At 73.3% G+C, this 13,845-nt stretch carries 11 protein-coding genes; all 11 read right to left on the reverse strand.

From position 1 onward, the window contains the following. The coding region (locus tag ADL22_RS24810) for a BCCT family transporter (RefSeq protein WP_066984081.1) at positions 1–1,692 on the reverse strand (1,692 nt) is incomplete at its 3' end. Between the two features lie 9 nt (positions 1,693–1,701). Then, positions 1,702–2,991: an MFS transporter gene (locus ADL22_RS24815; RefSeq protein ID WP_234430848.1), complete on the reverse strand. Its 1,290-nt coding sequence runs from the start codon at positions 2,989–2,991 to the stop codon at positions 1,702–1,704. Further along, positions 2,988–4,289, reverse strand: coding sequence for an ATP-grasp domain-containing protein (locus ADL22_RS24820; RefSeq protein ID WP_066983972.1), 1,302 nt, complete (start codon positions 4,287–4,289; stop codon positions 2,988–2,990). Before ADL22_RS24820 ends, ADL22_RS24815 begins: the two co-directional genes overlap by 4 nt. Continuing rightward, positions 4,286–5,590, reverse strand: a complete 1,305-nt coding sequence (locus ADL22_RS24825) for an ATP-grasp domain-containing protein (RefSeq protein WP_066983975.1) — start codon at positions 5,588–5,590, stop codon at positions 4,286–4,288. The genes ADL22_RS24820 and ADL22_RS24825 overlap by 4 nt, the downstream gene beginning before the upstream one ends. A 10-nt stretch (positions 5,591–5,600) precedes the next feature. Continuing rightward, positions 5,601–6,839, reverse strand: a complete 1,239-nt coding sequence (locus ADL22_RS24830) for a hypothetical protein (protein WP_066983978.1) — start codon at positions 6,837–6,839, stop codon at positions 5,601–5,603. Beyond that, entirely contained in the window at positions 6,836–7,849 is a 1,014-nt protein-coding gene (locus ADL22_RS24835; RefSeq protein WP_066983981.1) for an iron-containing redox enzyme family protein, read from the reverse strand. The genes ADL22_RS24830 and ADL22_RS24835 overlap by 4 nt, the downstream gene beginning before the upstream one ends. Next, positions 7,846–9,213 (reverse strand): homocitrate synthase, encoded by a 1,368-nt coding sequence (locus tag ADL22_RS24840; RefSeq protein ID WP_066983984.1) that lies wholly within the window; start codon positions 9,211–9,213, stop codon positions 7,846–7,848. The genes ADL22_RS24835 and ADL22_RS24840 overlap by 4 nt, the downstream gene beginning before the upstream one ends. A 192-nt stretch (positions 9,214–9,405) precedes the next feature. Continuing rightward, positions 9,406–10,857 carry an MFS transporter gene (locus ADL22_RS24845; protein ID WP_066983988.1) on the reverse strand — a complete coding sequence of 484 codons (1,452 nt, stop codon included), beginning with the start codon at positions 10,855–10,857 and terminating at the stop codon, positions 9,406–9,408. Further along, positions 10,854–12,176 (reverse strand): hypothetical protein, encoded by a 1,323-nt coding sequence (locus tag ADL22_RS24850; RefSeq protein WP_066983991.1) that lies wholly within the window; start codon positions 12,174–12,176, stop codon positions 10,854–10,856. Before ADL22_RS24850 ends, ADL22_RS24845 begins: the two co-directional genes overlap by 4 nt. Further along, the gene (locus ADL22_RS24855; protein WP_066983994.1) at positions 12,173–12,955 is read right to left on the reverse strand and encodes a creatininase family protein; all 783 of its coding nucleotides are present in this window, start codon (positions 12,953–12,955) and stop codon (positions 12,173–12,175) included. The genes ADL22_RS24850 and ADL22_RS24855 overlap by 4 nt, the downstream gene beginning before the upstream one ends. Continuing rightward, positions 12,952–13,845, reverse strand: a complete 894-nt coding sequence (locus ADL22_RS24860) for a dihydroorotate dehydrogenase (RefSeq protein WP_066983997.1) — start codon at positions 13,843–13,845, stop codon at positions 12,952–12,954. The genes ADL22_RS24855 and ADL22_RS24860 overlap by 4 nt, the downstream gene beginning before the upstream one ends.

The following is a 13,845-nucleotide window of genomic DNA, read 5'->3' on the forward strand; positions in this document are numbered from 1 at the left end:
ACCCCGGTCCGCCCCCTCCCCCCGCCGGGTCTCAGCCGCGCGGCGCAGCCGCCGCAGGCGCGGGTGCTGGGGTTTGCCGCGCTCGGTGACGGCCTTGCCGACCATGGCCGTCACCGCGTCCCGCAGCCCGTGCAGGGCGTGCCGCGCCGGCCCGGCCCCCGGGTCCGCCCGCAGCTCGGCCAGCAGCGACCAGCACAGCGCCAGCATCACCAGCACGAACGGCAGCGCCACCAGGATCGTCGCCGTCTGGAGCGCGCCCAGCCCGCCCGCGACCAGCAGCACGGCGGCGACCGCGGCCATCAGCACGCCCCACAGGACGACCAGCCAGGTCCTGGGGTGCAGCGCGCCGCGGCTGGTCAGCGAGCCCATCACCAGCGAGGCGGAGTCGGCGCTGGTGATGAAGTACGTCATGACCAGGACCATCGCCAGCCAGGAGGTGAGCGCGCCCAGCGGCAGACTGTCCAGCAGCCCGAAGAGGGCCGCCTCCGCGCCCTGGCCGGCGGCCCGCGCGAGGTCGGCGTGCCCGGTGGCGTCCTGCCGGATCGCGCTGCCGCCCATGACGGAGAACCACACCATCGTCGCGCCGCTGGGCACCAGCAGGACGCCGATGAGGAACTGGCGGATGGTCCGGCCGTGCGAGATCCGGGCGAGGAAGGTGCCGACGAAGGGCGCCCAGGACAGCCACCACGCCCAGTAGAAGATCGTCCACCGGCCCAGCCAGGCGGAGTCGGTGAAGGCGCCGGTCTGCGAGGCCATCGGCAGCAGCCGGAAGAGGTAGCCGCCCAGGCTCGCCGGGATCGTGTTCAGGACGTACACGGTCGGGCCGGCCACGAAGACGAACACCATCAGCAGCGCGGCCAGCAGGATGTTGAGGGTGCTCAGCCACTTCACGCCCTTGTGCAGGCCGGAGAAGGCGGAGCCGACGAAGGCCGCCGACAGCGCGGCGATGATGATCAGCTGCACCGTGCGGCTGCTGGGCGCGCCGGCCGTCAGGTTGAGGCCCTCGGCGACCTGGAGGGTGCCGAGGCCGAGGCTGGTCGCGGTGCCGAAGACGGTGGCGAAGACCGCCAGCAGGTCGATCAGTACGCCGGGCGCCCCGGTGGCCCGGCGGGCGCCGATCAGCGGGACGAAGGCGGAGCTGAGGCGGTTGCCGCGGCCCTTGCGGAAGCCGGCGTAGGCCAGCGCGAGTCCGGCGATGCCGTAGATGGCCCAGGGGGTGAGGGTCCAGTGGAAGAACGAGTACTCCAGGGCGGCGCGGGCCGCGTGCGGGGTCGCGGCGGCGGCGCCGGAGCCCGGGGGCGGGGAGAGGTAGTGCTGGAGGGGTTCGCCCACGCCGTAGAACATCAGGCCGATGCCCATCCCGGCGCTGAACATCATCGCGATCCAGGCGAGGTTGGTGAACTCCGGTTCGGCGTCGTCCCGGCCGAGCCGGATCGCGCCGAACCGGCTGAACGCGAGGACGACGCACAGCACCAGGAAGAAGTCGGCGGCCACCACGAAGAGCCAGCCGAAGTTGGCCAGCACCCAGTCCAGGGCGGTGCTCGACAGGTTGTCGAAATTGTCCTTGCCGAGGGACGCCCACCCCACCACCAGGAGGACGGCCACCACCCCGATGGCCACGACGGTGGGATCCGGGGGCTGGCTCCGCGGCTTCCGGGCGGGCGCGGCGGGAGGCGTGGACTCCGTACTCATGCCGCCCCACTATGGCGGGAATTGACCCGATTCGCGGCGCGGGCGCGCCGGGCGCCGCTCCCCCGGTGGCACCGGGCGGGCCGGTGCGGTGGGGTGGACGGCCTGGGCGGGCAGCCGGGTCTCCAGGCGGAGCATGGCCAGCGCGGAGCAGGCGACGCCCGCGGCGAGGACCAGCCAGAGGGCGGTCGCGGACAGGTCGAGCAGGGCGGTCAGGACCGCCGGGGCGAGCGCGGTCGGGACGGACCAGGAGAGCTGGTAGACGGCGAGGTGGCGGCCGCGGGTCGGCTCCGGCGCGGCGCTGGCCGCCAGCGCGGACGCGGCCGCGCCGTGCAGGAGTTCCCCGAGGGTGAACAGGACGGTGGCGGTGAACACCCCGGCCAGCAGCGTGCCGCCCACCGGTACGGCGCCGAGCGCGGCGAAGCCCAGGAACGACAGGGAGAAGACGGCACCGCCGAGCGCCGCCGAGCGGGTCCGGCGCCGGCGGGCCAGCACCCGGGTGACCGGGATCTGGAGGGCCGCGATGCCCACGGTGTTGACGGCGTAGAGCACGCCCGCCAGCGAGTCGGGCGCGCCCAGCTTCTGGGTGAGGTACACCGGCAGGCTCACCGACAGCACGGTGTAGCCGAACGCGGTGGGGATGTTCACGGCCGTCAGGGTGAGGAAGGGGCGGTTGCGGAAGACGGTGCGGAAGCCGCCGCCTGGCGTACGGGCGCGGCCGGGCGTCCTCGACACCGGGATCGTGCGGATCAGCACACCCGCGACGAGGAACGCGGCCCCGGCCCCCAGGACCACCGCCCGGTAGGCGGAGTCGCTGCCCGCCCCGAGCGCGGTGCCGACGATCAATCCGCCGATCCCCAACCCGGCGTTGCGCAGGCTGCGTTGGGCCGCGATGAGCCGGTCGCGGCCCGCTCCCCCGGTGATCTCGGCGACGAACGCCTGCATCGCCGGGGGAAACGAGGCGTCGCCGAGCGCGACCAGCGTCACCGCCAGGACCATCGGGACCTGGCTGTGCACCAGGGGGTAGACCGCGAAGCCGACGGCCCGGACCCCGTAGACCCCGACGAGGACGGTGCGCGCGCCGTAGCGGTCCACGAGCAGCCCGGCGAGCGGGGAGCCGACCAGGCCGAGGACGGCGGCGGTGCTGACGATGACGCCCACCCGGGTGACCGGCAGTCCGGTGGTGTGGTGGAAGAAGAGCAGGGAGACCGGGAGGTACATACCGCTGCCGATGGTGTCGACCACCATGCCGAGCATGTAGCGCACCTGGGTGGGGCGGTCGAGGCGCTCGGTGAGGGTCACGCCTCGACCTCGGCCTCGGCCGCGTCGATCTCGGCCACGTCGGCGAGGCGGGTGGTCCCGTCGTCGGCGGTGATGCGGACGGCGAGGCAGCCGCGGGCCAGCTCGGCGCCCCGGCGGAGGGCGTCGGCGGTGTCGCGGCCGGTCACCGCGATCAGGCCGAGCCGGTCCCAGTTGTCGCGCGGGGCGCGGACGGTGTCCCCGGGCCGGGCCGTGACCGCGACGGCCAGCACATCGTCCCTGGCGCGGGCCGTATCGACACCGGCGATGGATTCGATCCGGCCGGGGACGCCCACCAGGAAGCGGGTGCTCGCCCCGGTGTGCGCCCGCGGCCGGTCCGGGAGTTCGGGGACCAGGCCGAACGGCCAGCCGAGGGCGTAGCTGGTCAGGTCGATGCCGTACGCGCCGCGCACCAGGTCGGGGATGGCGTCGCCGCCGATCCGGTTGTGGCTCTCGATCACCGCGGGCCCCCGCCGGCCGAGCCGGATCTCGGTATGGCACACACCGTCCGTCAGCCCCATCAGGTCCAGGAAGCGGCGGGTGGCCCCGCGTATCTCGTTCGCCACGGCCTCGTCCAGCCGCGCCGGAACGGCATGGCCCAGTTCGGTGAAGGTGTCCGGGGCGACGAACTTCTCGGTGATGGCGACGATGACGTGGCGGCCGTGGAAACTGAAGGACTCGACGCTGAACTCCGGGCCGTCGAGGTACTCCTCCATCAGGAAGTCCTCGATGGGGAACGGCATCGAGCCCCGGTCCGTGCGGGTGCCGCGCAGCCGCTGGACGCCCGCCCAGACGCGGTCGGTGTCCGCCGGGCCGTCGACCCGGAACACGCCGAAGCTGGCGGTGGCGTCGAGCGGTTTGACGATGAAGGGGTAGCCGTAGCGGCCGCCGAAGGAGGCCAGGTCGTCGCGGCCGGTGAGCGGTGCGGCGCCGACCGCGGAGGGGTCGTGCGCGGCCAGGTGGCGGCGCATGGCGCCCTTGTCGCGGAAGCGGCGGGCCACCGTGTGCGGCGTACCGTCCAGGCCCAGCAGGTCGTTGACGCGGCCGGCCGGTTCCAGACCGGCCTCGGTCAGCGACATGGCGACGGCGAAGCCCGGGTCCCGGTGGAGCGCTGTGGCCAGGGGGGCCAGCAGGGACCAGTCGGTGTAGTCCAGGATGTGGACGGCCGCGGACCGTTCCCGCTGGGATTCGGTGATCTTGGTGGGGTGCTGCACCAGCAGGACGTGCAGGCCGAGTCGTACGGCCTTGTGCACCATCTCGTCGTTGGCGCCGACGAGTAAGACGGTGGTGTCGGGGGTCATCGCGCTGTCCTTTCGGAGGGGGCCGCCACGGGCGTCAAGGGGATGCCGAGGGTCTTCTCCACCTCGGCCATCAGCCCGGCGCAGGTGCGTTCGGCGGTCCCGGCGTCCTCGGCGACGACCCGGACGACGCCGTAGGTGTCGAAGTTGCCGTCCATCCGGCGCAGCCGGTCACCGGGCCGTACGGTCGTCCAGCCGGAGTGGATGCGGGGCCGGAGCGCGTCGAACCAGTCGTCCGGCAGGTCGTCCCGGACGGTGCAGTCGCGGGCCGCGGTGATGAAGGAGTGCGAGGCGCCGGCGATCGGCGGGAACGGTGCCGCGGGCGCCGGCCGGCCGGTGAACAGGTCGACCAGGACCGCGAAGAGGTTGCGGCCGGTCGCCGCGGTGACGAGGTCGGGGATGGCGCCGCCGGAGACCCGGGGGTTCACCTCGATCAGCCGGGGGCCGTGCGCGGTGCCGATGACCTCGACGTGGAAGAGGCCGACGCCGAGGCCGAGCGCCCGGCAGACCCGCACCGCGTACTCGCCCACCTCGCGCTCCCGCTCCGCGGGCAGACCGCACGGCACGGTCGAGCCCAGTTCCAGCACCGGGTTGTCCCGGCCGGTCTTGCGGCGCACCACGACCAGCGGGGTGAACGTCCGCCCGTCGCAGGCGACTTCGACGGAGTACAGCGGGCCGACCGCGACCTCCTCGACGATGAAGCGGCCGTCGAGTTCCGCGGCCACCCCGGGGTCGACGGTCCGGGCGGCGTCCCCGGCGGCGGCGAAGAGGGCCTCGATGTCCGGTGCGGAACGGGCCAGGGCGGTGCTGACCTTGCCGACGCCGGTGGCGGGTTTGACGATCACCGGGTATCCCAGGCGGTCGGCCGCGGCCAGTACACCGGGCAGGTCCCGGCCGACCGCGTGGCCGAGGTTGGGGATGCCCTCGGCGTCCAGGACGCGGCGGCAGCGGGCCTTGTCCTTGGCGGCGAGGATGGCGTCCGGGTCGCAGCCGGGGAGGCCAAGTGCCTTGGCCAGATGGGCCGTTGGCACGATGCTGAAGTGCAGGGTGGTCAGGACGGCGTCGATACCGGCCGGGTCGGTGCCCGCCGCGCGCAGGGCGTCCAGCACCCCCGCCGTGTCCGCCACGTCGTCCACCTCGACCACCCGGTCCACCAGTTCCCGGGCCCTGGCCCGTTGGGCGTCCGGGAGGAAGAAGTCATGGCGCGGGGAGTGGATCAGGACGGTGCGGTGCCCCGCCTCCCGGGCGTACTCCAGTGCCTGCAGTCCGGGACCGGTCGTTCCGACGAAGACCAGTTCGCTCACCGTGTGCTCCTCAGCATCGCTGCCACCGGCCGGCGGCCTCATATGTCCCCCGTTTCGACAGTTGGCCGAGTATATGGCGCCCGCGGCGGGCGTATTGGTTGGTCGGATTGACGCTGTTGTCGTCGTACGGGTAGGGGTCCATGCCCATCACGAAGACGGCTTCGGCGGCGGTCCCGTCGAGCAGCAGCCGGCCCCGCTCGTCGGTCCGCACCAGGCCGCCGGCGGTCGTGCACCGGACGGGCCGGCCGTCGCGGGTGACGGCGGGCGGATTGCTGCCGTAGCCGGTCGACTGGACGATCACCCGGGCCCGTTCGAAGTACGGCGCGCGGTCGGCCGCGTCCGGCGCCACCACCAGGCGCACGCCCGGTACGCGGCCGGCCGCGACCGCGTGGAAGAGCGCCTTGGAGGTGTTGCGCAGCCCGGAGTAGCGGTGGACGTTGCCGGTCTCCGGGCAGATGTCGCGGTCCGGGTCCGGGACGGCCTCGGCGGGGGTGTGGTTGGCGGCCCGGTAGGCGTCCCGGTCCGGGTAGTGGATGCGGACCGGGGAACGGGTGACCAGTACGATCTCGGGTCCGTCCGGCGGGCGGTGGGCGAGGATCCGGTGCAGGACGGAGAACGCGCTGTGCGAGGCGCCCGCGAGGCACAACGGCCCGGGGCGGCGGCCCAGTTCGGCGCACCGCTCGCGAGCGCCGGGCGCGACCAAAGCGCGGGACAGTACCAACTTCCCTTGCCAGCGCCGGAGTTCGGGGCCGGTCCGCTCGCGGATGCCGGTGGCGAGGACGACGGTGCCGGCCCGGAGTGTCCGCCCGGCCCGGGTGCGGACCCGTACCGGGCCGCCGGTGCGCAGCGCCACCTCCACCGCCTCGTCCCCGAGGACGAGCCGGTCCGGCGGGAGCATGGCGCCGATGGCCCGGCCCGCGCGGTCCAGCGCCTCGGCCAGCAGGGCGAGGTGGAACGAGCCGGGGACGGTGCGCAGCCGGCGGACGGGCTCCTCGGCCAGCAGCGGTCCGAACGGCCCGGCGGGGTCGATCCAGCCGAAGAAGTCGCTGCCGTGGGAGTTGGATTCGATGTCGTAGTGGGCGAACGAGCCGACACCGAGCCGGTCCGCGGCGTCGAGGACGCCGAGGTCGTGGCGGAACAGTTCGGGGGTCGCGGTCAGCAGGCCGGTGGCCCGCAGGCCGCAGCCGATCACCAGCACGTCCAGGAGGGGATCGGCGGCGGCCGCGGCCTGCGGGGCGGGGTGGCTCACGCCGTGGATCGCAGCGCGTTCCAGGCCCGGTCGCACACGGCGAGCGCCGCGTCGAGCCGCCGCATGACGCCGAGGGCGATCTCGGGCAGCAGGTCGGGGCGGGTGCGGGCCAGCGGGACCACGACGTGGTCGAGCCATCCCTGGGCGTGTTCCACGTCGACGGTGACGTGTTCGCGCAGGTAGTGCATCTCCGGATCGGTCAGGCCGACCCGGCGCCAGCCGTCGATCTGGCGGTCGATGCGGCCGGGGACGACGAGTTCGGTGGCCAGCAGCATGCCGACCGCCTGCGGGGCCAGCCGGCGGTCCGCGGCGGTCTGGAAGTAGAGGTTGGCCAGGCGGAGTTCCTCGAGCCAGTAGCCGTCCACGTCGGTGAGGTAGCCATCCAGGGGGACGCCGACCCGCTCCATCATCGCCAGGCGCAGCCGGCGGTGGGTGGCGTCCGCCGTGCCGCGGCCCATCTCGTCCCAGAAGTTGCCGGCCAGTTCGATCTTCAGCTCGCCGTGCACGCCGGGCAGCAGCAGTGCGACCAGGTCCCCGAAGTGGATGTCGAACGGCGTTTCCTGGGCGATGAAGTCGCGGAGCTGCTCGAAGGTCGCGTCGTCGGCGAGGAAGTCGAAGAGCGGGTGGGTGACGCCGGACGCGTGGCCCTCGCAGGTCTTGGTGGCCCAGGCGGCGAACTCCTCGGCGGTGCCCGGCACCGCCGTGTCCGCGCCGACTACGGCGCGGTCCCTGGCCAGCCACGCCTCCTGCGCCGTGCGGTGCGCGGCGAGCAGCACCGGGTGCCCGTAGTCGCGCCAGTGCTCGGACCACGGGGGCAGCAGCCGGTGGGCGTTGATCTCGTACAGGAAGCGGTGCAGGTCCAGTTCGGCGGCCGCGTCGCCGTCGTGGAAGGCGCGTACCACCGCCTCGTTGACCCGGCGCTCCACCTCGTTCAGCGCGGACGAGGCGGGGTCGGCGCCCAGCGACCGGACGAGGGAACTGAGGCTGGTCTCCAGCAGGACGTCGGTCACTTCGTTCTCCCCGTTGACGGTGCGGACGCGCGGACCCAGTCGATGACCGCGTCCTCGGTGAAAAAGGCGTCGTCGAGCGCTTGGCGGTAGGCGCCGATCGTGTCGAGCAGGCGGGTCCTGGCGCGCTCGCTGCGGTCCTGCCATTCGGCGACGAGCTTGTCGTAGAGCAGGTCGGCGGCCTCGGGGGTCGCCTCGATACCGGCGTCGGCCAGGTCGGCGGCGTGCTCCCGGATGATGCGCAGCAGACCGTCCCGGCCGCTGCGGACGCCGAACATCCGGATCTCCCGCGAGCCGACGTCGGCCGGGTCGAGGTTGTCGAAGATCCGGGGGGCGCGGTTGAGCAGTTCGGTGCGGATGCCGCTCTGGACGGCGTGGGTGACGACGCCGGTGACGGCCTTCGCCGGGTCCTCCAGCAGGCCGTAGGTCCGCTCCACGAGGCGGCTGAGGCCGTAGAGGTCCTGGGTGCGGAAGCCGGGCAGCCGGATGTCGTGGAGCTGGCGCAGCGCCATCACGACCTCGGCCAGGGCCGGGTGTCCGGCGCGGTTGGCGAATCCGCCGACCGACACATCGGTGCCGCACAGTCCGACGCTCAGGCCGGTGACCGCGTTGGCGGTGGCCATCCCGAAGTCGTCGTGGAAGTGGCCGTAGAACTTGATCCCCGGGAAGCCGGTGACCAGCCCGCCGAGGAAGTCCTGGGCCTGCCGCGGGGTGCAGGTGCCCGCGGTGTCGATCAGCCGGATCTCGCCGATACCGCTGTCCTCGGCGATGCGCACCGCGTCGCGTACGTGGCCCGGTTCGGCGCGGAAGGCGTCGATGAACCCGGCGATGAAGCCGCCCAGTTGGCCGACCGGCCGCAGTCCGCCGAGCTGTTCGCGGTACCACAGGAGGTTGGCGGCCTTGCGTTCGGCGTCGGTGTGCGCTTCCCAGGCGGCGCGGTCGAAGGGGCCGCCGTCGGTGTCCTGCTCGCGGATGGTCGGGTACAGGTGCTCGATCTGCTGGTCGGAGACCGCGTGGATGGCCAGCACCCAGACCCGGCCCAGATCCCGGCCGAGCGCGTCGAGGGCCTTGAGCGTCTGGTCCATCCGCGGACCGAGGTGGGAGATGACGACGAACCGCGTCGCCGGGGGGAGGGCGCCGCTCGCCTGCTGGTCGAGCAGGGTGTCGAGCAGTTCGATGTTGTGCGGGACGTCGGGGAACATCCCGACGACGAGGGTGCGGATACCGGCCGCGGTGATGGCGGCGGCGAGGTGGCACTTGTCTTCGATGGAAGCGGCGATCGGAGCGCGCTCCGACCCTTCCCGCAGGGTCTCGTCGAATAAGTCGATCGAGGGGTGAAAAGCGGTTGAGCTGGTACATTCTGCCATTTGTGCTCACTTCGTAGAGAACGAACAAAGGCATGGATCCCGAACCAACCTGCACAGTGCGCTGGGATCCTCCCAACACCCCTATCTCCGGGCAAGTCTTCATGTTGTGTGAGGTAGGTCACAAGATCCAACCTTGCCCGGCATACGGTTCTTTCCCGGCCCGGGGCGCTTCCCCTGGGAGCGATGAGGCGGCTAACGGGCAGCCCGGGGACCCTCACCGGGTGCCTCGGCCGCCGCTGCCTGCGGGGTGGCGAGGAAGACCGTGGCCAGCGTGAGCGCGGCGGCGAGCCAGGTGGTGGTGTGGAACGCGTCGGCGAAGGCCCGGCCCGTTTCCGGGGAGGTGCCGGCTTTCAGCGGGGACGTCGGCTGGCCCGGCGGGAGGAACGCGCGGTAGGCGACGGCGGTGACCGTGCCGAAGACGGCGATGCCCAGGCCGGCGCCCGCCTCGTACGAGACCGACTCGATGCCCGCGGCGGCGCCCGCCTGGGAGGAGGGCGCGGTGGACATGATCAGATTCGAGGCGACCATCTGGACCAGGCCGTGGCCGAAGCCGATCAGGGCCAGACCGAACGGGACCACCGTGCCGGACGCGACCAGGACGTACCCGGCCACCGCGAGCAGCAGGCCGGCCGGCACGTCCGCCCGCGGCCGGCCCAGGCGGGAGAGCAGCATGCCGCCGACCGGGCCGGCGACCGTCGCGGCCACCGGCATCGGGATCAGGTAGAACGCGGCGGCCTCGGCCGACATTCCCTCGACGAACTGGAGGAACTGCACCAGTTGGAGTTCGAAGCCGACCATCACCAGCACCGGCAGCACCGAGGCCACCACTCCGGCGCGCAGCCCGGGCAGCCGGAAGAGGGAGAGGTCCAGCATCGGGTGCGGGGCGCGCTGCTGGCGCCGTACGAACAGGGCCAGCGCGGTCAGGCCCAGTACGGCCGGCACCGCCACCTCCAGCGGTCCGACGCCGTCGTGGGTGAAGGCGATGATGGCGTAGGCGCTGCCGAGGAAGCCCACGATCGACAGGACGGGCGAGGTGGCTTCCCAGGGCTGGCGTTCGGCCTCGACGCGGTTGGGCAGCAGCAGCGCCACGGCGGGCAGGGCGACGGCCACGATCGGGAGGTTGACCAGGAAGATCGAGCCCCACCAGAAGTGCTGGAGCAGGAAGCCGCCCACAACGGGCCCGAGCGCCGAGGCCCCGGCGGCGACCGCGCTCCACGCCCCGATGGCCACCGCGTGGTCGCGGCCGTCGCCGAACGTCTGCCGGATCAGCGCCAGCGTGGCCGGGATGACCATCGACGCGCCGACCGCCAGCAGCGCCCGCGCGCCGATCAGGGCGTGCGCCCCGGGTGCCACCGCGCACAGCGCCGAGGCCGCGCTGAAGACTCCCAATCCGGCCAGCAGCAGCCGCTGGTGGCCGATCCGGTCGCCCAACGGCCCGCTCACCAGGACCAGTCCGACCATCAGGAGGGAGTACACGTCCACCGTCCACAGCAGTGCGGACGGTGACGCGCGCAGGTCGTGGGCGAGGGTCGGGACGGTGATGGTGAGGATGGTGACGTCCATGGCCGCGGGCAGGAAGCACAGCAGCACCACGGCCAGGACCAGCCAGCGCCGGGCCCCGGTCACCGGGGGCGCGCTGCTCACCGGTGCGGGCCCAGAGCCGCCCTGGTGCGGGTGATCAGATCGTGCAGCGCGGCCAGGCTCGGAGCGTAGAACATGCAGCTCAGTCTGCCAGTTCGCAGGTCCGTCAGCTCGGTGGGCACGACACCGCGTCCGGCGTGCCGGGGGGAGGCGACCAGCCGTCCGAGCCGGCGCAGCACCTCCGGCAGGTCGATACCGGCCGGGAGTCCGTAGAAGTCGTAGTTGCCGACCGCGTGGGTGTTGAGGTAGTGGGGGCCGATGAGGTGTGCGCCGAATTCGTGGACGTGGCTGGAGCCGGTGCGGCGGGCGTTGAGGTCGTGGAGGTAGACGGTGCCGTCGCGGGCGATGGCGTCGATGCCGAACCGGCCGCGGTAGCCGCGCCGTTGCATCTCGGCGGCCAGCCGGAGGCCGCCCGCGGTCAGCGGGCGGTACCACCACCGGTCGCGCAGCTCCCGGGCGGTGACGTTGCCGCGCAGGTGGGTGGCGCCCTCGAAGAGCATGTCGGTGGTGTAGCACAGGCGCGGCGGGGCGTCGCCGGGCACCGCGTACTCCACGGACGGGAAGGCGATATCGCCGTCGAGGAACTCCTCGACCACCACCGGGTCGTCGCCGTGGAACGCGGACGCGGCCAGGCGCGCGTCGATGTCGTCGTCGCCCGGGCGGAAGATGAGCAGCCCGAGGCTCGCCTCACCGCGGTCGGGCTTGACGATGCACGGTCTGCCGGTGGCGAGCATGGCCCGCACCGCCGCCGGCACCTCGTCCATACCGGCGCAGTGGGTGCCGGGCGGGATGCGGCAGGGCCCGTCCGTCATGCCGAGGTCGGCGGCCAGGTCGCGCAGGCCGGTCTTGGTGTCCAGTTGGTCGCGCAGGCTCTGCAGCGGCGTGCTCTCCGGCAGTTCGACCGCGACGCCGTGGTCGGTGAACAGGGCCTCGGTGAACCGCCACAGGTCGGCGGTGGTGGTGTGCGGGATCAGCCGGAGCCGGCGGCCGGGCCCGGCGTGGGCGGCGACGGCGGCCATCAGGCCGGGGTCGGCGAGCGCGTCGGCGAACAGGGAGCCGGTGCGGCCGGCCGGGCTGAGGTTGACCACGCCGGGGAGGTCGAGGAATTTCCGCTGCCAGTCCAGTTCCCCGATCGGCTCGTAAGTGATCAGCATCTTCTCCAACGGGCCCCAGAACAGCGCCTGGTCCTGCTGGGCGTAGCACTCCGACAGCAGCTCCTCGACGCCGTCGCCGCCGTCGGTACGGGCGGTGCGGAGGGTACGGACGGCGAAGTCGTGCAGGGTGTCGACGGCGTTGCACACGCACAGGGTGGGGGTGGTCATGGTGTCTCCTCGCGCAGCAGTCCGGCGCCCTCGGTCACCAGGGCCACCGCGGCCGCGACGACGTGCCGGAAGAGGTCCCGGCCCAGGGCCGCGGTGGCGCCCGAGGTGTTCGACAGGACGCCCTGGTTGGTCGTGCGGCGCACATCGGCGGGGTGCAGGTGGATGCCCGGGCGGGGCGGGTCGGGGTGGTCGGGCCGCGCGTCGGCGACCAGGTCGGGGTGGAGGTGGAGCATCAGGCTGGTCTCGGTGAGCCCGGCGTGTTCGGCGTGCCAGCCGGGGAAGAGCGGTACCCGCGCGGCCAGCCAGTCCGGGTCGACCAGGCTCCACCAGCTCAGCGCGATGAACTCCTTGCCCGCGGCCACGGGCCGCCGCCCCACCTCGTCCAGCGCCTCGAAGAGGAACGGCTCGTTCTCGTAATGGCCGTTGACGATCAGCAGCCGGCGCCACGGCAGGGCGCACAGCGATTCCAGGGTGTCCTCCAGGAAGGCCAGCAGGGACCGGCCGCGGACGTGGACGGTGCCGGGGAAGGCCAGGCCGCCGCCGCTCTGCGGCAGCGACCGCGCCGCGATGGGCTGCGCGGGAAGGGTCAGGGCGTCCAGTTCGCGGGCGATGTGCCGGGCGAACGCGTCGGCCAGGAGGGTGTCGACGGACAGCGGCAGGTGCGGGCCGTGCTGTTCGATGGAGCCGACCGGCCACACCACGGTCCGCCCGGCGGTGGCCGCCAGGACCTCGGCGCTGCTCAGATCGCACAGCCGCCGGGCGGCCGGCCGGGGCGTCACGGCCGCACCTGCCCGGTGCGGTCCGGCGCGGCGGCGGGCGCGGGGCCGGGTACCGCCACTCCGGTGGCCTCGGCGACGATCCGGGTGAGGGTGGGCTGCATGTCGGTGTGCAGCGCGGTGTAGACCTGGGCCGCCACCGCGCCGACCCGCAGGTAGTCGTGGACGTCGCGGCCGGACTGGACGCCGCCGGAGCCGATCAGCGGCAGCGGGAAGCCGGCTTCGCGCAGCTTCCACAGGGAGGCCAGGACGAGCGGTTTGATGCCAGGGCCGGAGTAGCCGAAGACGCCGCCGAGGCGGAGGCCGCCGGATTCCGGGTGGACGGCGGCGGCGGGCAGCGTGTCGCTGACGGTCAGCGCGTCCGCGCCGGCCGCGGCGGCGGCGAACGCCCGGCCGTGCAGGCCCTCGCCGCTGGCCAGCTTGACGGAGAACGGCACCCGGGTCGCGGCGCGGACGGCGGCGGTGTAGGCGTGCACCCGCTCGGGGGCGTCGTCGAGGCCGTCCTTCCCGTTGAGGCAGGAGATGCCGAGTTCCAGGGCGCGGCAGCCGGTCGCCGCGACCCGGGCGGCCAGGTCGGCGAGTTCGGCCGGGCTGTCGGCGTGCAGGGAGGCGATGACCGGGAGCCGGTCGCGGGCCAGGTCGCGCAGGATGCCCAGCCAGTGGTCGACGGACCGTTTGGAGTAGGTGGTGCTGTTGATCATTCCGGTGGGCAGCCGGAGGATCCGCTCGTCCAGGCCGGTGGGCGGCGTGGGGTGGATGGTCTTGGTGACGACCGCGCCGGCGCCGGAGCGCAGCAGTCTGCGGATATTGCGTTCCTGGTCGGTGAGGAGGCCGGAGCCGACCATGACGGGGTTGGCCAGGTCCAGTCCCAGTACGTGGGCCGCTGACGCCAT

The sequence above is a fragment of the Streptomyces sp. NRRL F-4489 genome, assembly GCF_001509485.1.
GTDB lineage: Bacteria > Actinomycetota > Actinomycetes > Streptomycetales > Streptomycetaceae > Streptomyces.